12 protein-coding genes and 2 pseudogenes are annotated in these 21,564 nt (G+C 45.3%); 12 read left to right on the forward strand and 2 right to left on the reverse strand.

What is annotated here, in order from left to right:
* Nucleotides 1-730 precede the first annotated feature (730 nt).
* Together K4039_RS24370 and K4039_RS24375 are read right to left on the reverse strand one after the other, a co-directional pair.
* A complete protein-coding gene (locus K4039_RS24370) occupies nucleotides 731-1,048 on the reverse strand; it encodes a helix-turn-helix domain-containing protein (protein ID WP_321161659.1) in 318 nt (105 codons plus the stop codon).
* The gene (locus tag K4039_RS24375) at nucleotides 1,017-1,367 is read right to left on the reverse strand and encodes a hypothetical protein (protein ID WP_265239097.1); all 351 of its coding nucleotides are present in this window, start codon (nucleotides 1,365-1,367) and stop codon (nucleotides 1,017-1,019) included. Before K4039_RS24375 ends, K4039_RS24370 begins: the two co-directional genes overlap by 32 nt.
* A 683-nt stretch (nucleotides 1,368-2,050) precedes the next feature.
* On the opposite strand from K4039_RS24375, the gene K4039_RS24380 reads away from it, so the two are divergent.
* The 12 genes and pseudogenes from K4039_RS24380 to K4039_RS24435 all read left to right on the forward strand — a co-directional run.
* Nucleotides 2,051-2,386: an HNH endonuclease gene (locus K4039_RS24380; protein WP_265239098.1), complete on the forward strand. Its 336-nt coding sequence runs from the start codon at nucleotides 2,051-2,053 to the stop codon at nucleotides 2,384-2,386.
* A 293-nt stretch (nucleotides 2,387-2,679) separates the two neighbouring features.
* Nucleotides 2,680-5,946, forward strand: a complete 3,267-nt coding sequence (gene drmD, locus K4039_RS24385; protein WP_265239099.1) for a DISARM system SNF2-like helicase DrmD — start codon at nucleotides 2,680-2,682, stop codon at nucleotides 5,944-5,946.
* A 237-nt stretch (nucleotides 5,947-6,183) separates the two neighbouring features.
* Nucleotides 6,184-10,227 (forward strand): Eco57I restriction-modification methylase domain-containing protein, encoded by a 4,044-nt coding sequence (locus K4039_RS24390; protein ID WP_265239100.1) that lies wholly within the window; start codon nucleotides 6,184-6,186, stop codon nucleotides 10,225-10,227.
* 379 nt (nucleotides 10,228-10,606) lie between these two features.
* A complete protein-coding gene (locus K4039_RS24395; protein WP_265239101.1) occupies nucleotides 10,607-11,053 on the forward strand; it encodes a XisH family protein in 447 nt (148 codons plus the stop codon).
* Complete coding sequence (locus K4039_RS24400) at nucleotides 11,041-11,376, forward strand: XisI protein (RefSeq protein ID WP_265239102.1); 336 nt, start codon at nucleotides 11,041-11,043, stop codon at nucleotides 11,374-11,376. Before K4039_RS24395 ends, K4039_RS24400 begins: the two co-directional genes overlap by 13 nt.
* A 311-nt stretch (nucleotides 11,377-11,687) precedes the next feature.
* The gene (gene drmA, locus K4039_RS24405) at nucleotides 11,688-15,173 is read left to right on the forward strand and encodes a DISARM system helicase DrmA (protein WP_265239103.1); all 3,486 of its coding nucleotides are present in this window, start codon (nucleotides 11,688-11,690) and stop codon (nucleotides 15,171-15,173) included.
* A gap of 257 nt (nucleotides 15,174-15,430) precedes the next feature.
* Nucleotides 15,431-17,281 (forward strand): DUF1998 domain-containing protein, encoded by a 1,851-nt coding sequence (gene drmB / locus K4039_RS24410; RefSeq protein ID WP_265239104.1) that lies wholly within the window; start codon nucleotides 15,431-15,433, stop codon nucleotides 17,279-17,281.
* 164 nt (nucleotides 17,282-17,445) lie between these two features.
* Nucleotides 17,446-17,958 (forward strand): hypothetical protein, encoded by a 513-nt coding sequence (locus K4039_RS24415; RefSeq protein ID WP_265239105.1) that lies wholly within the window; start codon nucleotides 17,446-17,448, stop codon nucleotides 17,956-17,958.
* A 37-nt stretch (nucleotides 17,959-17,995) separates the two neighbouring features.
* Nucleotides 17,996-18,268, forward strand: a pseudogene (gene tnpA, locus K4039_RS24420) (IS200/IS605 family transposase); the annotation flags it as partial.
* A gap of 155 nt (nucleotides 18,269-18,423) precedes the next feature.
* Nucleotides 18,424-19,767 (forward strand): helix-turn-helix transcriptional regulator, encoded by a 1,344-nt coding sequence (locus K4039_RS24425; RefSeq protein WP_265239106.1) that lies wholly within the window; start codon nucleotides 18,424-18,426, stop codon nucleotides 19,765-19,767.
* 356 nt (nucleotides 19,768-20,123) lie between these two features.
* On the forward strand, nucleotides 20,124-20,414 hold the full coding sequence (locus tag K4039_RS24430; RefSeq protein WP_265239107.1) for a hypothetical protein: 291 nt from the start codon (nucleotides 20,124-20,126) through the stop codon (nucleotides 20,412-20,414).
* 57 nt (nucleotides 20,415-20,471) lie between these two features.
* Nucleotides 20,472-21,564, forward strand: a pseudogene (locus K4039_RS24435) (hypothetical protein); the annotation flags it as partial.

Consider the following 21,564-nt stretch of genomic DNA (forward strand, 5'->3'; position numbering starts at 1 on the left):
ATCATGGGCGACATAAGAAGAACCAAGTAGGTATAATATTTGACATCAATACCGAAACATGAACCTATTCATATTCACTCATTTATTTATTATACACCGCTGAGGTTATTAAATTTTCATTCCTTAGTAGATAATCAGTAAAATATATAAAAAATTCTCCCAGCTATTAGTAGGTTCTGTCGCTGGGAGAAATCGCTGGAAAGTCGGTTGATTCAACTAACGCAGGTATCTCGATTAATTTGATTTCAAACCTTCGCTGCATTCGCCGTTATTCTTTAGGCACAGTAGGCTTTGGTTGCATATCAAAAATAATCACAAATGTGCGCGTTTTCACTAATCGCTGCAAAACCCGTAGATGATCATCTGCATCGTTTCTCTTACGAAATCGTGCCACAATAACACGCTGACAATTAGGAAGCAGGCTAATGATACACCACGGGTGCAATTTTTCAGAGTAGGTCATTTTAGTACCTCAGCAGTAAAAGTAACAGATTGTGCTCTTGTTTGATTGCTTGCCAAGACAGTAATTGAATAATCTTGTCAAAGACAGGTCACGGTGATATTGATATTTGACGAGGTTTGTGCTATGACCAGCTCAAATCATCTTTTGATGCTGAAAAAGCTTGATGTATGGCAGCCACCAAAACTGTTTGAACAAGTCAGCAGTATATGATTGCGACAACGTATACAGTCGTTGCCCTAAACAGTCTTTCCGTTATACGCGCTACTATTAATCCAGGCTATTCTCTTCGCAATGCGGACACAGGAAAGCCACCAATGCCTCTGGAATTTCCTCAAAGTGTTCCAGCAGAAAATCCATTAAAGCCAAATGACGCAAATCGACAGCAGTAGGAAATCTGCGATTTTTACCCTTTCTAAACCAACCTCGCACTGTAGAATCAGAACGAGAACAAATAAAAGCAATTTCCTCATAACTCAGTCCCCACTTTGCATAGAACTGCCTCGGTGTCATTCGCAATTGGCATTGACTGTAAACTGCAATTAAATTGCGTTCTCTATCTGTCAAAGTATGCTGCTTTTTCATCATCCTCAAACTTCTCCAAATCTTCCTCCCACGCAGTATCAAACTGACACCACGTTGCACTCTTAGAATCAGGAGTAAGGCAAATGATGTAGCACCACATCCAACAGCGCTGATGCTGTTCGTAGTTGTAAAATTTGCCGATAACCATTCCTGTGTCAGCTTCTTCGCTAACATCTGCCCAACGCACCATCTCGCCGCACTTAAAGCGTGGGGGATGAATTTTGGCAAAGTTTGCAGGTAATTCAATTGCAGGCGGCATATCCTTCAAACCTTTTAGTGGTAGCGCCGATATCAAATCTCGCCCTTTTCTTATGATTGACATGAGTTGATAATTGTGTATTGATGATACCCAAGTTCTTTTGACAGATTTTCAGGTCAATTTCTTGATAAAGAAATTGCAGTGCGATATCCTCTTAAATCAATCGCAGGTAGTGGTGCATAAGTAATATTTTTCGCATTCTCAATCAATGATGTGGAGAGGATTGTATCGAATTGCATCATTGAAGAAAACAGGACTACCCAATCACAATACGGCGTAGCTGATGTTTTTAGCTGTTGGCTATCAACCAATACGGTTCAGTTTATTTTAGATTTTAGATTGGGGGGTTTTAGATTGGGGGGTTTTAGATTGGGGGGTTTTAGATTTATCGAGCAATACGCTTGGGTTAGAATTGTCCTAAGAGAGGAACGAAGCAATGTCGGTGTCTATTTTTACATCACTTTTACTCTCTTGACGGGCTTATCTGAACCGTATTGCGCTATCAACAATCTCCGGTAATCTGCGAGTACAACCGCTTTTTCGGCAGCGGTACAATTCCTGTTGGCAATTTAGTTAATGAGGTGATTGTGCAATGGATAAGTTAAAGCAGTAAAATTAGTGGATTCAAGCACTATTGCTCGAATCTATGGCAACTCCGATCGCCCGTAATAATCAAGTAACGAGTTCGCTCGACCGGATCTGATGCCGATCGCAGTATGATAGAAAAATGAGCTACCTTGAGCATTATGGCAAAACCCAACAGGTATCCCGACAATTGGCGAGAGATCGCAAATTCCGTGAAAGAAAGTGCTCTATGGCACTGCGCTAAGTGCAACCAACAATGCCTGCGATCCGGTACTTCAAGCGACTTAACCAAGTCCGAACGCTTAAAGTTAACTTTAACAGTGCACCACCGCAATCGGATACCGGAAGACAATCGCTTAGAAAACTTAATTGCCCTTTGCAGGGCCTGCCACCTGTCTTACCACAATCGCGGTCAATCAAATATCTCGCCTGGGCAATTATCCCTGTTCCCCGATGATGCGATGAACTGGGAAACATACGAGTTACTCTTAGACTAATATAAGGCAATTTAACCGATAAATTAAAACCGACTTATTAAGGATACCGAAAGTCAAGAAGATTATCAATCAGTGCGATCGCCCAAATCAAGCTAAAACCTAACAAACGGCATCCTCCGCAACACGACAGCACTTGTTTGACAGCAAGGAAGCGGGGTTTTGTTACGAATTATCCTAGCAAAGCGCAGCAACGACTAAAAAGCGTGAAGCGTAGCTATCCCGTAGGGAATCGCCCAAAAGCTCTAAAATTGAGTAGTTATCATTCTAGTTTTCACAAAAATTACCATCGCAAAATGCAGTTAAAAACAGGGCAAATAGTCAAAGTGCGATCGCGCCAATACCTCGTCGAAGAAGTCGCACCCAAATTATCCGAGGAAACAGACACCTTAGTGCGCCTGTCTTGCTTGGAAGATGACGCCGTGGGAGAAAGTCTCGAAATCCTGTGGGAGAGAGAAATTGACGCAGTTGCGATCGGCAATAACTCTTGGGATTCCATCGCGCAGCGGGGATTTGACAATCCTAAATTATTCTCCGCTTACCTCCATACTCTACGCTGGAACTGTGTCACATCTACCGAACCGAAGCTATTTCAGTCCCCCTATCGAGCCGGTATTGAAGTCAAAGCTTATCAATTAGAACCTCTCCGCAAAGCCTTACTGATGCCGAGAGTTGGGCTATTCATTGCTGACGACGTAGGATTGGGCAAAACCATTGAGGCGGGATTGATTTTGCGGGAAATGCTGATTCGTCAGAAAGTGCGGCGGGTGGTGATTTCTTGTCCGCCTTCGGTGGTGCGACAGTGGCAAGAGGAAATGGAAAATCGCTTTGGGCTTAGTTTCATTATCTACGATCGCGAATTCGTTGCTAACTGTCGGCGCGATCGCGGATATGGCATCAATCCTTGGACAACACACACCCGTTTTATTATCTCCCATTCCTTACTCAGAGATGAAACCTACACCGCCCCATTGCGAGATTGGTTAGAAGAATTTGCCCCCGCATCAATGCTGATTTTGGATGAAGCACACAACGCAGCCCCAGCCAGCGGTGCGAGATATGCCGTTGATTCCCAGTTAACTCGCACCGTGCGAGACTTAGCGCCGCGTTTTGAACATAAATTATTTTTATCAGCCACCCCGCACAACGGTCATTCTAATAGCTTTGCAGCCTTATTAGAGATTTTAGATCCGCAGCGATTTTGTCGGGGAGTCACCGTGCGCGATCGCAAATTGCTCGATTCAGTCATGGTGCGCCGCCTCAAACGAGACTTACGGGAAATAGGCGATGATTTTCCCAAACGAGAAATAATACCGATTGTCATAGAAAACCTGCCGGAAACCGCACCAGAATTGCAACTTTCGCGGTTGCTACAAGAATATCGCCTGTTGCGAGAACAACGCTTGCAAGGAGAATCTCGCAGCAAGCAAGCAGCAGCAATGTTAGTAATTGTTAGCTTACAAAAACGCTTGCTTTCATCCATAGAAGCCTTTGCTCGGACATTGAAAGTACACCGAGAAACCCTAGCAAAACCCGTTTCAAAACCACCAATTTTGCGATTGGAACGCTTACAATTACTGTCAGAATCAGCAGGAAATGATGACGATCGCGCGGAACTACCAGAAGAAGAAGTGCAGGCAGAAGAAGACGCGCAAATGGCAGCAGCTACTGCTAACAGTATATCACAGATTACCCAACGAGAGCAAGAACTTTTGGAGCAAATGGCAGAAATTGCCAATGCTGCTCGTTATCAACCAGATCCGAGAGTTCTCAGTTTGATTGACTGGATCAAAAAATACCTCTGTCCCGATTTAGGACAACCGAACGCTAAATGGTTAGAACGTCGAGTCCTAATTTTTACCGAATATACAGATACGAAGCGCTACCTAGAACAGCAGTTACAATCAGCCTGCGCCAATTCTCACTTAGAACGGCAACGAATCGATGTTTTTCATGGTGGTATTGGTGAGGAAAGGCGAGAGGAAATCAAACAGGCATTTAACAGCGATCCGGCGAATAATCCCCTGCGAATTCTGATTGCTACGGATGCCGCCAGGGAAGGCATAAATTTGCAAAATTATTGTGCTGACTTGTTCCACTTTGATGTTCCTTGGAATCCCAGCCGCATGGAACAACGCAACGGCCGGATCGATCGCAAATTGCAACGTTCCCCCGTTGTGCGCTGCCACTATTTTGTATTACCGCAGCGGCTTGAAGACAGAGTTTTAGAAGTGTTAATCGAGAAAACGAAAACAATTCAAGCTGAATTGGGAACTTTGACCCCGGTTGTGGAAAAAAATATTGCTCGTTTACTGAAAAATGGGATACTGCATAATGAATTGGGGAAAATTACCCAATCAATCGCAGAAATCCCCGTAGGATTCGTCAGTTCTAATGGTAGTGGGGAAGTAGAAAAAAATAATCCTGACGCACCCCACAAACCAGATATTATCAACGAAGAATTAGAGGCGATTTGTCTGCAAAAAAAAGACCTAACTAAACAGATTTCTGACCTGCAAGAAATGTTGAAGAAATCGCGAGATTGGTTAGGTTTAGATGACCACCATTTCCGAGATGCCATCTCAGCATCTTTGGAAATTTTAGGGGCGGAACAACTCACACCGATTGACTTAATCGCAGCAAATCAAAATCCCGAAACAGCGAAATGGGAAATTCCCGCCCTTGACCAACGAGTGGGGGCAGATCCCACTTGGACAATGACCTTAGATACTTTAAGAAAACCTCGGCCAAGAAGTCAAACATTGTGGGATTGGCGGCGGGAATCTCCCATCCGGCCAGTGGTTTTTCGTGACCCCGGTTCTCTGGATGGCGAAGTGGTACATTTGCATTTAGAACACAAGATTGTGCAGCGATTATTGGGGAGGTTCCTAGCACAAGGATTTCTGCACGATGAATTAACTCGCGCTTGTGTTTGTCTCACAGATGACCCGATTCCTAAAGTGATTGCTTTGGGGAGATTGTCGCTTTATGGTGAAGCTGCATCGCGCTTGCATGATGAAGTGATTGCTGTGGCGGCGGAGTGGATTGATCCGGCAATTAGAGGCAAAAAAAAGCTAAAACCTTTTGGGGAAAATGAGAAGGGAAATGTGTTAAAATTGTTAGAGGATTCTTTGGCAAATCCGCGCTTGCGAGAAGTTACTGAAGGGGTAAAAATTCGTCTACAAGCAAGTGCGATGCAGGATGTTAAAGAATTAATTCCTCACTTAGAAAGTCGGGCGGAGGTATTAGCGGAAAGGGCTGAAAAGAAATTGATGGAACGGGGTTTGAAGGAAGCGGCGGACATGAAGGAAATTCTCGCACAGCAGCAAAAGCGGATTTTAGAACGGCGAGAGGAAACGAAAGCTATTCAGTTAAGTTTACCTTTGTTCCCGGAAGATGAACAGCGGCAAGTTGATGCTGACAGGCGTTACTGGGATAAGCGGTTGGAGGGTTTGGCCAAAGAGTTAGACACAGAACCGGCCCGGATTGAAGCGATTTATCAGGTGAAAGCGGTGCGAATTGAACCTGTTGGGTTAATGTATTTATATCCGGTGTCTGGGTAGTCAAAAGACGATCGCGGTTGAAACCGCCGTCTTATCTGTTTGACAATTAGGCCTAGATCCCCCCTAGCCCCCCTTAAGAAGGGGGGGACAAGAATGTTCTCAAAGTCCCCCTTCTTAAGGGGGATTTAGGGGGATCTCCGGGGTAGAAATACTGCGATTGCTTCGTTCCTCTCTTCGGACAATCTTAAGTGAACCGCACAAAGGATATACTTAATTAAGGGAAATCGCTCAAAAATCATGACACAAGATATAGAATTAATCAGACATAAAGAATGGTTAGGATTTCTGCAACCTGTGGGACTTGTAGTGTCGCCCCCCGCCCTGGTCAAATTTCAGTGCGTGCCCAATCGCAATATCGTTGAATTGCAGCAAACTTTTCAAACAATTCTTACCACAAAGAGCGAGGATTGTCAAGCATTAATCTCAGATTTTCCCGCCCTTGTCACCGAAGTTTTGGGGTGGGAACCTGATGATTTAGTCGCAGAAATTGCCCCCAAATTTACAGTACCGCTTCCCGAATATAGCGAAATATTAGAACCTACTTATATTGTTCCCGATCCAGATACCAATTTTCCATCTTTATTAATTCAAATTATTGAAAACCGCCCCCTAGATGAACTAGATAGCCAAGCCGATAAAACTGGTAGGTGGAACGCCACACCACAGGCAAAATTTGAACGCTTGTTGCGCGAAACAAACGTTAATGTCGGATTATTGTGCAACGGTTCCCTGCTGCGGTTGGTGTACGCGCCGCGCGGGGAATCGTCGGGATATCTCACGTTTCCGGTGGCGGCGATGGGCGAAGTGGCGGGCCGCCCAATATTAAGTGCGATGATCATGTTATTAGGTTCCGATCGCCTGTTTGTCGTTTCCACAGAACGCCGCCTACCAGCATTATTGCACGAAAGCCGCAAATATCAAAGCGAAGTTTCGATCAAACTAGCCGAACAAGTCTTAGACGCTTTGTGGGAATTGCTGCGCGGATTTCAGACAGCAGATGAAGCTAGCAACGGTAAATTATTTAGTGAAATTGCCATTACCCAACCAGAACATATTTATGGCGGATTGATTACTACATTAATGCGGTTGGTTTTTTTATTGTACGCCGAAGACGAAGGATTGATGCCGCCAGATGCCGTTTATACGCAGAATTATGCAGTGACGGGACTCTATGAAAAATTACAATTTGATGCGGGAAATTATCCCGATACGATGGATCAAAGATACGGCGCTTGGGCGTGGTTGTTGAGTTTGTTTCAGTTGGTTTATGATGGTGGCGGCCATTTACCTAACTATTTGCCGGCCCGTAACGGTCAATTATTTGATCCGAAGGAATATCCGTTTTTGAGAGGGCGAACACAGGAAGAGATTGTTAATAAAGAGGGTTCAGATTTGCACCTGAAAGAAGTGCCGCGCATTGCTGATGGCGTGATTTTTCGGGTTTTAAATAAATTGTTGATTTTGGAGGGAGAACGACTTTCCTATCGCGCCCTGGATGTGGAACAAATTGGGTCGGTTTACGAAGCGGTGATGGGTTACGAAGTCGAACGGGCCGAGAGTTTTTCGATTGGTGTGTGGAGTAAACCTCAAGGTTCCAAAAGTTCGGTGACTGTGGTGGTTAGCGTTGACGAAATTCTCAAAAATAAGGCAAATGACCGCGCTAAATATTTAAAAGAAGTCGCCGGATGCGAAGTTTCGGGTAATTCCCTGAAGCAATTAAAGGAAGGGAAAACTGCTGATGATATTGTAGCAGCTTTGGGGCGGAAAGTGTCGCGGCAAACTCCGACTTTGATGCCAGTTGGTTCTCTCTATTTGCAGCCGGGAGAGGAAAGGCGGCGCAGCGGTTCCCATTATACGCCGCGGGCGATGACGGAACCGATTGTCAGGGAAACTCTCAGGCCGATATTAGCTGGATTGGGGGAAAATGCTACGCCGGAACAAATTTTAGAGTTGAAAGTTTGCGATTTGGCGATGGGTTCGGGGGCGTTTTTGGTGGAAAGTTGTCGTCAGTTGGCTGAGAAGTTGGTGGATGTTTGGAATCAGCAGAATTGTTTACCGGAAATTCCCTTAGATGAATATCCTTTGCTTTACGCGCGCAGGTTGGTGGCTGGGCGGTGTTTGTATGGGGTTGATAAAAATCCCTTTGCTGCTAATTTGGCGAAGTTGTCTCTGTGGTTGGTGACTTTGGCGAAGGAACATCCGTTTACTTTTTTGGATCATGCTTTGAAATGTGGTGATTCTTTGGTGGGGTTGAGTTACGAGAATATTAAGGATTTTAACTGGATTCCTCAAAAAACTGAGGCGGAATATGGCCCTTTGTTTGCTGAAAATATTGCTAAGGATATAAGTCAATCTAAGTTTTATCGGGATGAAATAATTGGTTTGGGAGATGCAGGGGAACAACGGAAGATAGCGAGTTATCAAAAGGCTGAACAAGTCTTGAAAAATCCACGTTTGACTGGAGATTTGGTGATTTCTTGTTTTTTTGCTGAGGATAAGGATAAAGCCCGCAAGGAAAGGCGTGATGCTTTGCGGTTAAAGGCTGATGTGTGGCAAAAAAAAGGATTATTTGATGATTCTGAATTAATCGGTATTAGCCGGGATTTACGGATGAGAAATAAGCCAATTGTGCCGTTTAATTGGGAGGTTGAGTTTCCCGAAGTTTTTGATCGGAAGAATCCGGGGTTTGATGTGATTGTGGGGAATCCACCTTTTGCGGGTAAGAATACTGCGATTAATGCTAATCCTTTGGGTTATTTGGATTGGTTGAAGGTTATACACCCGGAAGCGCACGGGAATGCTGATTTGGTGTCGCATTTTTTCCGGCGCGGTTTTACTATTTTAAGAAATTCTGGTTGTTTGGGTTTGATTGCTACTAATACTATTTCTCAAGGTGACACTCGCAGCACTGGATTGAGGTTTATTTGTGAAAATGGCGGGATGATTTATAATGCAACGAGGCGGTTTAAGTGGCCTGGTTTGGCGGCGGTGGTTGTTAGTGTGGTTCACGTTCAGAAAGTAGGGCGCGTTGCTACTAAAAATATCGATTTGTCTCGAAAATCTCTGGCGGTGATGCAGCCTAAGCTGGATGGGAAAGTTGTTTCTAAAATTTCGGCGTTTCTGTTTCATGCGGGAGGAAATGCTGATCCGGAGGTTTTGTTAGCTAATGCAAATAAGAGTTTTCAAGGTAGCATTGTTTTGGGGATGGGTTTTACGTTTGATGATTCTAACTCGGAGGCGACAACGATTGCGGAAATGCAGCGCTTGATTGCAGAAAATCCGATAAATCAAGAGTGCATTTTTCCTTATATTGGCGGTGAGGAGGTGAATTCTAGTCCGACTCATTCTCATCGTCGTTATGTGATTAATTTTGGTGAAATGAGTGAGGCTGAGGCTGGGAAATATCCAGATTTGATGCGGATTCTGGAGGAGAAAGTTAAGCCAGAGAGAGATGTACAAAAGCGAAATGCTTTGCGTGTTAGGTGGTGGCAATATGCAGAAAAAAGACCTGGTTTAGTAAAAGCGATCGCCAATTGCGATCGTGTGTTAGTTAGCGCACAAACAAGTAAATATAGGATGTTTACTTTTCTACCTAAAGGCTATGTCTACGATCAAAAACTTGTTATTTTTCCGTTAGATTCACTTTCTGCCTTTGCAACATTACACTCTAGGGTTCATGAAATTTGGGTATTATTTATGGGCTCATCTATGAAAGATGATCCTGTTTACACTCCCACAGACTGCTTTGAAACCTTTCCCTTCCCTTCAAACTGGGAAACCAACGCGCAATTAGAAGAAATCGGCAAAACCTACTACGAATATCGCGCCGAATTAATGCTCAGAAATAACCAGGGACTCACGGAAACCTACAACCGCTTCCACAACCCGGAGGAACGTCACCCGGATATCATGAAACTGCGCCAACTCCACGGGGAAATGGATAGAATTGTCCTCGATGCTTACGGCTGGAAAGATATCGCGACTGACTGCAACTTTTTACTCGACTACGAAGAAGAAGAGGAAGAAGATCCCCCCCAAACCCCCCTTAAAAAGGGGGGAGTTAGACAGAAGAAAAAGCCTTGGCGGTATCGCTGGCCCGAAGAAGTGCATGATGAAGTTTTGGCGAGGTTGCTGGAGTTGAATCTCCAGCGTTCTCAGGAGGAAATTCTGGGCGGGAAGGCGGCCGAGGGAAGGGCGAAAGGTGGGAAGAAGACGGCGGCTAAGTCTCGGAAAAAGGTTGCGGATTCGCCGAGTATTCCGGGGTTTTCTGATAGTTTGTAGGGGCTAACGGCTTGGCGATTAGGCTAGAACCCCCCTAACCCCCCTTGCTAAGGGGGGGGACAAGATTCTTCTCAAAGTCCCCCTTCTTAAGGGGGATTTAGGGGGATCTGGCCTCGGATAAAAGTGAGATTTTTCAATGCTTCCAGGCTTAATTTGACACAGACTTCTGCTTGTCATTGCTTTGCCTCCCTCTATGCAAATCTCATCTGTGATATAATTGCAATTATCACACAAATAGGAGTTTAGTTCAGCTTGGGGTGTTTGGAATCACACATTATCCCCTAGTTTGTCAAGTTGTTAAAAAAATCGACATATTCGCCAAAATTTACGAATAATTACATCAACTCAGCAAAGCGAACTGAGACAATTTGAGGAAAGAATGCCGGCAAGAGATACAATCCATAATATCGTTAAAGAAGCGCTGATCAAAGATGGTTGGGAAATCACTAACGACCCCTATGTAATTTCTTACGGAGAGCGATTTCTCTTTGTAGATTTGGCAGCGTCAGCGTCCGAAGTCAACAACAAAATAGAAGGGCGTTTTATTGGCGCAAAGCGAGAAAATACTCGCATCGCTATTGAAATTAAAGAATTTCGAGGAGCGTCACCTATTGCCGATCTGGAACAAGCTATTGGTCAATATATACTCTATCGGTTATTGCTAGGCCAAGTTGACCCAGAACGGATAATTTATTTAGCCGTTCCCACTAGGGCCTATAACGGCATTTTCAGCGAACCTATTGGCGAACTCGCAATTACAGAAATACCCTTAAATTTGGTAGTAATCGATTTAGAAAAAATAGAGGTTCAACAATGGATAACTTAACAGATAATGCAACCACCTACCGAGAAATTGTCAAACAGGTAATCGGGAAATATGCCCAATTAAAGCCTTCTCACGGAGAGATCCGACTTGATCCGGTGTTTGACGAAATTCGCGATCGCTACGCCCTGATGCAAGTTGGTTGGGATCGGGGGCGGCGAATCAGAGGAAACCTCATTTATATCACGTTGGAATCTGGTAAAATATACATTGAATATGATGGTATGGAATGCGGCATTACCCAAGATTTAATTGATGAAGGCATTCCTCAAAACGATATTATCTTAGCTTTTCTGTCACTCGATCAAGTCCTTGTTGCCGCATAAAACAATGCCGGTGATGCTAAAGAAACCGGGTTTTTTAGTTGATTTGTTGGTGACTACCAAAGATTTTGGAGAAAAACCCGGTTTCTGATTGTGTTTGTGATGCTAAAGAAACCGGGGTTTTTAGTTGATTTGTTGGTGATTACCAAAGATTTTGGAGAAAAACCCGGTTTCTGATTGTGTTTGTGATGCTAAAGAAACCGGGTTTTTTAGTTGATTTGTTGGTGATTACCAAAGATTTTGGAGAAAAACCCGGTTTCTGATTGTGTTTGTGATAAAGTGTTGGGGTCTGATGCACTCTACATCATTGCTATATGACAACTCCCGCCGAAGTCCGCCAACACTTGATCGATGCTTTGCAACTTGACCTCATTGGCCCTACGCCTGACGATGAGGCGCACGCGGCAGAAATCATCAACCAGCAGCCGTCTCGGTGGTATCTGACGGGTTTTCTTGTACCTTACGGGGCGGGCCTGGAACAGCGCAGTGACAACACCAGCAACGACGAATTAGATGAACTCAGCCGCCCTAGTTCGGGTGATGATGAAAAAACCCCGGAAAAATCCTCGGCGCGTAGAGCTTTTTTTCCGTCTTCGATGGGGTTGAGTTTCCTGATTCCACAAGAAGCAAGTCACTTCCGGGCGATCGCATCTTGGGGCGACTATTCCCCAATTATTAAAGAAGAAGAAGAAGAAGAAGAAGAAGAAGAACAAAAACAGGAAAAATCAGAACCAGAGGAACAACAGGAAGCAGCGGAACAAGCCGAAGGAAAATTGTCAAGTCTCGCTTCTAGTTCTTGGTTGCGAAAACTGCGACAGGAAGAATTAACTGTCCCGATTCACAACAGTAAATCGCCCTACACTTTTGATATTCCCAACAGCGGCGGCTTAAAATTGGTTGTTTCTACTCGCCCGGTGTTGTCTCATGCTAAGTTACCTCCGGGAACTCGTTCTGTTTCGGCTTTTATTGTCAATTACCGCACTTCGACAAAGGATGATTTGTTGCGAGATACGGCCTATATTTTTCAAACTAATTTAACTGTTGAAACGCCCTATTCTATTGTCGCTAGCCCGAATTTGCGGGAACAAACGGATGATGATTGGGATGAAAAGGTGGCGGATTTACAGTATCGCGATGATTGCGAATATGCTGTGGGCCATAATGTTTCGGCGATCGCCCTTGTGAATGCAGGCCCGATTTGTAACGAAATTCGCACGGCTTGGATACCCACGGCTGATGTGGAAAAAGTGATCGCGGCTGATATACCGGGAATTGAATTGGAAATTGAGGCGATCGCGGCTGCGTCTAGTCCATCTGTTTTGCGATCGATGCTAGAACCAATGGTAACAGCTTATGCCGATTGGATTACAGAGCAGCACAAGTTCGATCTCTCACCCAATCGAACTCAAATTGCTGAAGATTTGCTGCGGCGGGCTTCCTGGGCTGGCGATCGCATTGCGGGCGGGCTGGATGCTTTAAATGACCCGGAAGTGTTCGAGGCGTTTATAATTGCTAATCGGGCGATCGCGATTTCGATCCGTCAGCGGGCGATCCACGACAATGACAGCGAGAAAAACCCCGCAGCAATCAAGGCCCCGAAATGGCGGCTGTTTCAGATAGCATTTTTGTTAATGAACTTAACTGGGATTGCGGAACCCGAAAAGGGCGATCGGGAAATAGTAGATTTGCTATTTTTCCCCACAGGTGGCGGCAAAACCGAAGCTTATTTAGGATTAGCTGCTTTTACATTAGTCCTGCGACGGTTGCGAAATCCGGGGATTAGCGGGGCCGGAGTTAGTGTGTTAATGCGCTATACTTTACGACTCCTAACTTTAGACCAACTAAGCCGCGCCGCTACGCTGATTTGCGCCTTAGAATTAGAACGGCAAAAAGATGATAAAAAGCTGGGAACTTGGCCTTTTGAAATCGGTTTGTGGGTGGGACAAGCGGCCACTCCCAACCGCATGGGTTCTAAGGGAGATAAAAACCCAGACAGTGCCCGCAGCCGGACTATGGCTTATCAAAATGACGATCGCCACAAACCCTCGCCGATTCCCTTAGAAAACTGCCCTTGGTGTGGCGAAAAATTCACCCGCGACTCGTTTAAGTTATTCCCCAACGCCGACAATCCGACGGATTTAAGAATTCTCTGTGTCAACCGCAAACGCCTGGAGAACGGTCAACTGCCATGTACCTTTAGGGGGAGTAATCCCCTACCGATTGTGGCGGTTGACGACGCGATTTATCGCCGGATTCCTTGCTTTATCATCGCTACTGTCGATAAATTTGCTAACTTACCTTGGGTGGGAGAGACTGGGGCTTTGTTCGGAAAGGTCGATCGCTACGATAATCATGGATTTTATGGCCCAAGTGCGATCGGTATTGGTCGATCGTTAGAAAAACCCCTGCTACCGCCGGACTTAATTATTCAAGATGAATTGCATTTAATTTCCGGGCCTTTAGGTACAATGGTGGGACTTTATGAAACGGCAATTGATGCCCTATCAGCTATTGACAAAGACGGCAAAAAGATTTATCCTAAAATAGTAGCTTCCACCGCGACAGTCCGGCGAGCCACTAAACAAATTTGTGCTTTGTTTGGTCGCACAAAAGTTGATATTTTTCCGCCTCCGGGCCCTGATCGGCGCGATTCATTCTTCGCCAAAACAGTCCCCGCGACAGTACAAAATCCCCGCACTTATATCGGTATTGCCGCCCAAGGTCGCAGTTTAAAAGTCATTTTGCTGCGGACTTATTTAGCTGTATTGGGCGCGGCTCAAAAAGATTGGAATGCTAACGGCGGCGCGAGAAATAAAAACAATCCGGCTGATTCTTACATGACTTTGTTGGGCTATTTTAACTCGCTGCGAGAATTGGGCGGAAGTCGCCGGATTGTTGAAGATGAAGTTAAATCTCGTTTGTTAAGATATCAGCAAAAAAAGCGGGAAAATGAAGCTGAGGGCAGTTTTGTCGATCGCACAATTAACGATGAACCTTTAGAATTAACTTCTAGGGTTAATACTAGCCAAATCTCGGAAGCCAAGCGCCGTTTGGCTTTAGGTTTTTCTGATAAAGACCGGGTAGATGTGGCCCTAGCAACTAATATGATTTCTGTGGGTTTGGATATTACTCGTCTCGGCTTAATGGTTGTATTGGGACAGCCGAAAACGGCGGCGGAGTACATTCAAGCCACTTCGCGGGTGGGGCGGGACGAACAGCGGCCGGGATTGGCGATCGCATTACTAAATATACACCGACCGCGCGATCGATCGCACTACGAGCGTTTCGGCGCGTGGCACAACACTTTTTACCGCGCTGTGGAAGCCACGAGTGTTACGCCTTTTTCTCCCAGGGCGATCGATCGGGGAATTGCTGCGATTGCGGTGGCTATAGCGCGTCTGGGCAATGCAGAAATGACTTCACCTTTAAATGCAGTCAAAATTATAGAACAGCGCTCTAACTTAGATTGTGTGGCGGATATCATTGCAGAGCGATCGGTGATTCACGATCCACACCGAGACTCGGCAGAAATTGAAGAATTACGTCTAAAAATCAAAGAGCGAGTCAATGATTTGCTCGACACTTGGCAACAGATTGCTATGGAAAAAGGCAGTTTGCAATATCAGCAAGAAGTAGGAGTTGCACCGCCTTTATTATTTGACCCCCTTGATCCGGAGTTGCAGAGGCAGCCGCAATCTGCTAAAAAGTTTAAAGCGCAGCGCAGTTTGAGAGATGTAGAACCTGTTGTCAATTTGTGGGTGAAAAACTCCTATGAATTAGATTTAAATGATGGAGATTAGACCAAAAAAACCGCAGATTAAGGGCAGATAAACACAGATTAACGCCGATAATTTCAAGATGGTTGAGAATCTTTGCAATTTTGTCTATTACCAGAAAGAATTGGTTTAAAGCCGGAACCCTTAAAGGCGAGAAATTAAAAGAAAAATATTCATTACTCCAATCCTCTTCCTTTTAGGTCAACAGTCAACAGTCAACAGTCAACCCTCAACAGTCAACCCTCAACAGTCAACAGAATGAAAACCCAACTAAAATTAATATGAAAATCCCATCTGGACAAATTCGCCAAAGTCAAATTTTAACCACCTTCGGGCCGGGGGCAATGGTGGATTTACCCAACGATTCAATTATTATTGGCGGATTAAATCACTGGTGGGGTGATAAAGTGCGTATCTACGAAGAACGTTTGGAAGAAAGAGTTGTGGCAATTCTTGGCCTCGAACCAGGCAGCGTTGTTGCCCTGTACGCTCCTCCTGTGGATACACAAGACCCCAGCGCGCCTCGCACGGGTATCACAGTGTTCACATTTCCTACTTGGTTTGTAGCGCAAGATGATGGCATTTGGAAGGCTCCCAGTGGTAAAGAATACCGCACCAGACCATTAATTCCTTCGGGCCGTTTGGTTAAGGGAAAATATTTCAATTCTGAGAAGAAGAAAAAGCCTGTTGTACCAGTACGTTTTGTGCAAGCTTGCGCCAACGGACATATTAGCGATATCAATTGGTCTGCTTTTGTCCATAACAATTTGGATACAAAATGTCGGGGGCTGTTGTGGCTGGATGAAAGCGGTTCGGGGAATGATTTTGCTGAAATCTTCGTCCGCTGTGATACTTGCAAAGCCCGTCGCCCCCTTGCTGATGCTACTGTGCCCTATTCCAAGGTGCTGGGTAGGTGTTTGGGCGATCGCCCTTGGCTTGGCCCTGCTGCCAAAGAACTTTGCATCTCTAAGGACGATCGCCCGTTGTACAATCGACTGTTAGTGCGATCGGCTAGTAACGCCTATTTCGCCCAAGTCCTCAGCGTGATTTCTCTGCCCGACTCCGACTCTCAACTCAGGGAAGCCGTCAACCTAGTTTATGAAGATTTTTTGCAATATGCTGAAGACTTAAACGATCTCAGAAAAGAACGCAAAAAACAAAAAGTTGGTAATGCTTTAAACGGGTTAACCGACGAGGCTGTCTGGACTGAAATACAGCGAAGAAAGGACGGAAATTCTCATGATACACCAAAGAGCATTAAGCAAGTAGAAATTGAAACTTTATTGGCTAGTCCTGATGAAGTTGGGGAAGATGTAGCAGAAGGGGATTTTTATGCCCGCGCCCGCAATTTAGATCAGTTAAATTCTCTTTTAGCAACCCGCATTGAACGGATTATTTTAGTTTACCGACTCCGAGAAGTCATCGCACAAGTTGGATTCACTCGCTTTGAAGCAGCCATGCCGGATATTGAGGGTGAATTAGTAGATATTAATGTGCGGCGGGCGGCTCTCGATATCGATCCTACCTGGGTACCGGCTATCGACAATCGAGGTGAAGGTGTATTTATCGCCTTTCAAAAACAGGCAATTGATGAATGGCAGAAAAAACCAACTGTTCAAAAAAGAGGTGAAGAGTTATATCGAGGCTTCGAGAAATGGCGCAACACTAGAGGTATTGCTCAAGACAAAGCCAAGTTTCCGGGGCTGCCTTACATCATGTTGCACTCGCTATCTCACCTGTTAATTACTGCTGTTTCTCTGGATTGTGGCTACGCAGCGAGTGCTATCCGCGAACGGATTTATGCTGGGGATTCAGGCTACGGTATTTTGCTTTACACTGGCACTTCTGGTAATGATGGAACCTTGGGGGGACTGGTGCAAGTTGGTCAGCGGATTGAATCGCTGTTAATGGACGCATTGGAGTTAGGAAGGCTTTGCTCTAATGACCCTGTTTGCGCTCAACACGAGCCTGAGAGCGAGGCTGAAGACCGCTTGCTGCACGGATCTGCGTGTCACGGGTGTTTGCTGATTGCTGAGACTTCTTGCGAACAACGCAACGATTTTCTCGATCGGGCTTTGGTAATAAATACAGTCAATGGTAACGATGCTGCTTTTTTCCCGGATGAATTTTGATGTCTGCTAAAAACCATAAAGTTCGTTCGTAGTGCGGACTTCAGGCCGCTCTTAAACTGGGACTAAAGTCCGCACTACGAAGCATTTTTGTTATGCTAGTCGATCGCGCGCGATCTGAGATATAGCGCGAGAGTTATGATGATATTTAAACAGGAGACAATACTATGTTTGAATTAAATAAAATCCAATCCATAGCCCAATCCTATACTCCGCAAGAGCTATTCGCTGCTTTGGTTTGGCAGCGCCAATTCAATCAGTTTGATGGTGAAGAAGTGATTACAGACCTTGCTAACCACCCTTCTTTATGGGCAAGCTTCCTATTCTCAAAGCCAATCTTTGCACCCGATGAAACAGGTTTAAGCTTTAATGGTGTACTCGATACGCTGTTAGCAATGGCTAATTATCGCCCGATGCCGGAAACTAGCACGATCCATTTTATTCGCTACCCAGCCGACACACTTTATTTGCTGACAGAGAACCGAGATACAATTGTGTCTCAGCTTTTAGACTTTGGCAAGAAGTGGCGGGCTGACTCGGTTGAAGTATGTGATGGCACAAGTGAGGAGTATGGCTGGCAACTCAAACGCCGACTGAGAGCCAGACTTGAAGGATCGCTTTGGGGTGACATTCCTCAAAAAGCTCAGGATGCAGTCGTTATTTCTTACTGGTGGGATTGACTTGAGGAACCTCCAATCTCCGCAATGACTAATGGGAAAATGGGAGGGAAGACTGATAGAATTCAACGGGGAGAGGGATCATGTTCACCTGTTGTTGCAGTACAACCCGCAGACAGAACCAAGTAAGTTGATTAACAACTTAAAAACTGTTTCTAGTCGGTATTTAAGGAAAGAGTTCGCAGACGAAATTAACCAAGCTTACTGGAAAGAAGTATTTTGGACAAATGGATACTTTATCGCTTCTTTCGGTGGAGTAACTGTTGAACAATTGAAAAAATACATCGACGAGCAAAATAGACCTACCGAATAAAGAATTCGTTCGTCTCGTCATCCACCCGTTCACTGCTCAATGTTTTAAGCATATGAGCTCGCTCTTCGGGTGGAATCCTCATCTTCAGCAAGTCTTTCATCCCACACTAACCGAAGCGGTATAGTGTGGGGATTCCCGCCTGCGCGAGCTAAACTATGATTGACAGCACGAGTTCAGAAAATCTGGCTGAAGTTAGCGATACCCCAGACAAACCGATTACAGAACCTCGTCTGTATCAGAATAGACCTATCGCCGCTGTCGCGACACCCCCTCCTGTGGTATCCAGCCTCCAAGCACAGATGAGAACAGACTTGTGGCAGGAATACCCTTCAGGTGTTGGCTACTACAAACACCAAGCCAAGGGCAACCCCAGCAACATCATCGAGCATTACATCACTACCCCTGGTGACATCACGCTGCTGCCTTTAAACGAGGCTGTACAAATTATTGACAAGTTTGGGCTGACGGCTGCCAAGTTGCACCTGATTTTTGCCGCTCACGTAATGAGACAAGAAGAGCCGTGGAAAAGCTTATTCACTCTCAAAGGCAGTGACTTAATCAAGGAAATGGGCTGGCAGAAACGCACAGACTTGCCCAGGTCTCAAAAACTGAATGAAGTAGCTAAAACTGCGTTTGCTCTAGGTTGCTTAGCAATCAAAGCCACATGGGTTGAAGGCAAGCACAAAAAAGGTGGAATTAGAGTCAGCGTTGACATCTCACGAATGTGGAATGTTCAACTTGAGTTAACAGGTCAGCAAAATCTGGAGGGCAAAATAGACCAGCCTGATGAAGTCTACATCACAGTCCAACCGGGGCTTTGGACTCATGCCTTTTTAAACAAAGCAGGTTGCTTCGCCAAGGAAGCTTTGTATCAGTTTGGTTATTTAGCTCAGGACATTCTCAAAATCGACGCCTACCATGATGAACTGGCTTTGCGCTTAGCACTTCATTTGACAATGGAAAGCCGATTCCACAGCAGCGGTATTTACAAAGTGGAGACCCTTCTGAAAGCGCTCGTGCCCCAAACGGTAATTGATGCAGCACGGTTCGACCGTAGAAAAACTTACACGCTGATGAGTAGCTGGAATCGCTCACTGGAGGTACTGTTGAAACTCAAGCGAGGGTTTCAGATCGAGTTTGACCAAGAGACCTACCCAGAATGGCTCAGACCAGGTGGCAAGTCTCGAAAAAAACAAGGATACTTTGACACGCTGTTATCCGCCAAAATTACCATCCATCCGCCAGCACCTATCCCCGAACTGCTGGCAAGCAAAGCTTCCTTCAAACAGCTTCGGCCCTGCCTGAAGGAAGCTCCAAAACCTCAACGGACAAGCAATGAGATAAGAGAAGCAAGAGCAGCAAAAGGTTGGAGTCAAACACAATTGGCGGGTTGGCTAGGGGTGTCCCAACGTTATGTATCCATGTTGGAACGTGGGGAGCGAATCCCTACACCAGAACTAGAATCCCAAATCGGGCACCTTTTAAGCATCTCAGAATAGGCTTCAACCAACCTGCTTACGTCAAAGTGGCGCTACAGACCAACCGTTTCCCGGATGGTTTTTTTTTCTGCAAATGATAGTCATACTGTTCTGAAAGTTGTTCTAAAAAAAATACATATTTAAAATCGCTCTCAAATTCATACTCCATATAAGTTTGACCGTTAGAACAAAAACTCTAGAATGCCGCGACAAAAGCTCTAGAATGCCGCGACAAAAGCTCTAGAATGCCGCGACACTTGATTTTTGAAACTTTTACTACGTATAGTTTTCAGCTTTTAGAACAACTCTTATAAGTCTGATAAGACTGATCCGCCACCAAATCCTGTGTCGGCGGGTCTGGCAGGATTGAAAAATAGTTGCGTACCCTTTCTGATTCTTCAGCAGGGCGATCGATCGCCCCGCTGACGAATGAGTTAGCACAACTGCGTCGCTACGAAAAAGCGATCACAAAAGTACAAGACCCTAAAACGGCTTCGCTGAAGGCAAGTTTTGCCGATAGTTCAATCGAACTGCGCTATGAATCCGGTTTCGGCGCAACAACCACGCCTGGTTGTTGGAGCCTACCCAAAATCCTGTTTAGTACAGCAAGCGCTCGCTGCACGAAGATTCCGCGACCAAATCCACAAACCCCTTTCGCGTACTTCTAGCGACTGTGACAGTCGCCTGAAGGGACATTTACTCTATTTTTTACCCCCGAACAAAAAATGGTTGCAGCTACAGATACCTGGCACAAACCGCCACTCGCCAGACACGCCTCAATTTACGAAGCCCTAGCCGACGTACTAGAAGGCGCTACCCCCAGCGCCGTCAAACTCGCCCTCTACCTGTACAGAACCTGTATCGGTGGCAAACCCGAAGAAATCGACATCAATTGCATCCCCTTGGGCGAAAAACGAACCACTCCAGTCCGAAACGGCAAGCCCTACAGTGCCAACACCAGGCGGGCTGCTCTGGGACACCTCGAAAAGCTCGGCTTAGTCAAAATCCTCAAAAACTACGGGCGCGGCATTTTCCGCATAGCAGTGCAACACAAAGGCGACATTCGCCCCTTCACTCACACCAATTCAAAATTCCAAAAACTGACAAACCAGTCAAAAAATGGAGTTAAAAAGCCAAAAATTGAGCAAACAGCGGGTTCAAACCCTGATGGTGCCGTACTCTTTACAGAGAGGTACAAAGAACAGCAAAGCACCGTAGATGCTGCTGTTTTTTTAAATTCTTTTAAAGAAGAAGAAAGTTTAATCAAACCAAATGAAACACCACAAGTTTTTGAATTTGTCAACGAGCAAAACACTGGATTAGAAAAAAAATCAGAGCAACAAGCGCAAATCCAGCTCCAAAACAAAAGTTCCGCCCCATTTGCTGAATCTCTGAACAATAATTCAGATGATTGCTCCGCGATTGATGCGACAAAGCCAAGCGATCCAGATGAAATAGGTTCTGTCCAATCGCCAACAATACCTACCAACAAAGCTGTCTTCTTAAGTCCCGAAACATCTTCCCCACCCAATCCCGATGCCGCTGAGATTTTAGAAGCCGTTGCGATCGCGACAGGAGGCATGAATCCCCAATTGAAAGCTCGCGCCCTCCAGCACAGCTTGAACGACATTCAGGCAGCCATAAACCTGCTGCAAACCCGACGCCAAACAAAGGAAATATCCAACCTTTCAGGGTGGGTCGTTGACTGTTTGCACGGTCGTTGGTGGGAGGAAATTAACGATTTTGATACTCCCCATGCCGTGCATGCGAGGGGATTCTTGAAGAGTCCAAATACGAACCTTCAAAGGCGAAATCAAA

The sequence above is a fragment of the Lyngbya sp. CCAP 1446/10 genome (genome assembly GCF_026130175.1).
In the GTDB taxonomy this organism is placed as follows: domain Bacteria; phylum Cyanobacteriota; class Cyanobacteriia; order Cyanobacteriales; family Microcoleaceae; genus Microcoleus.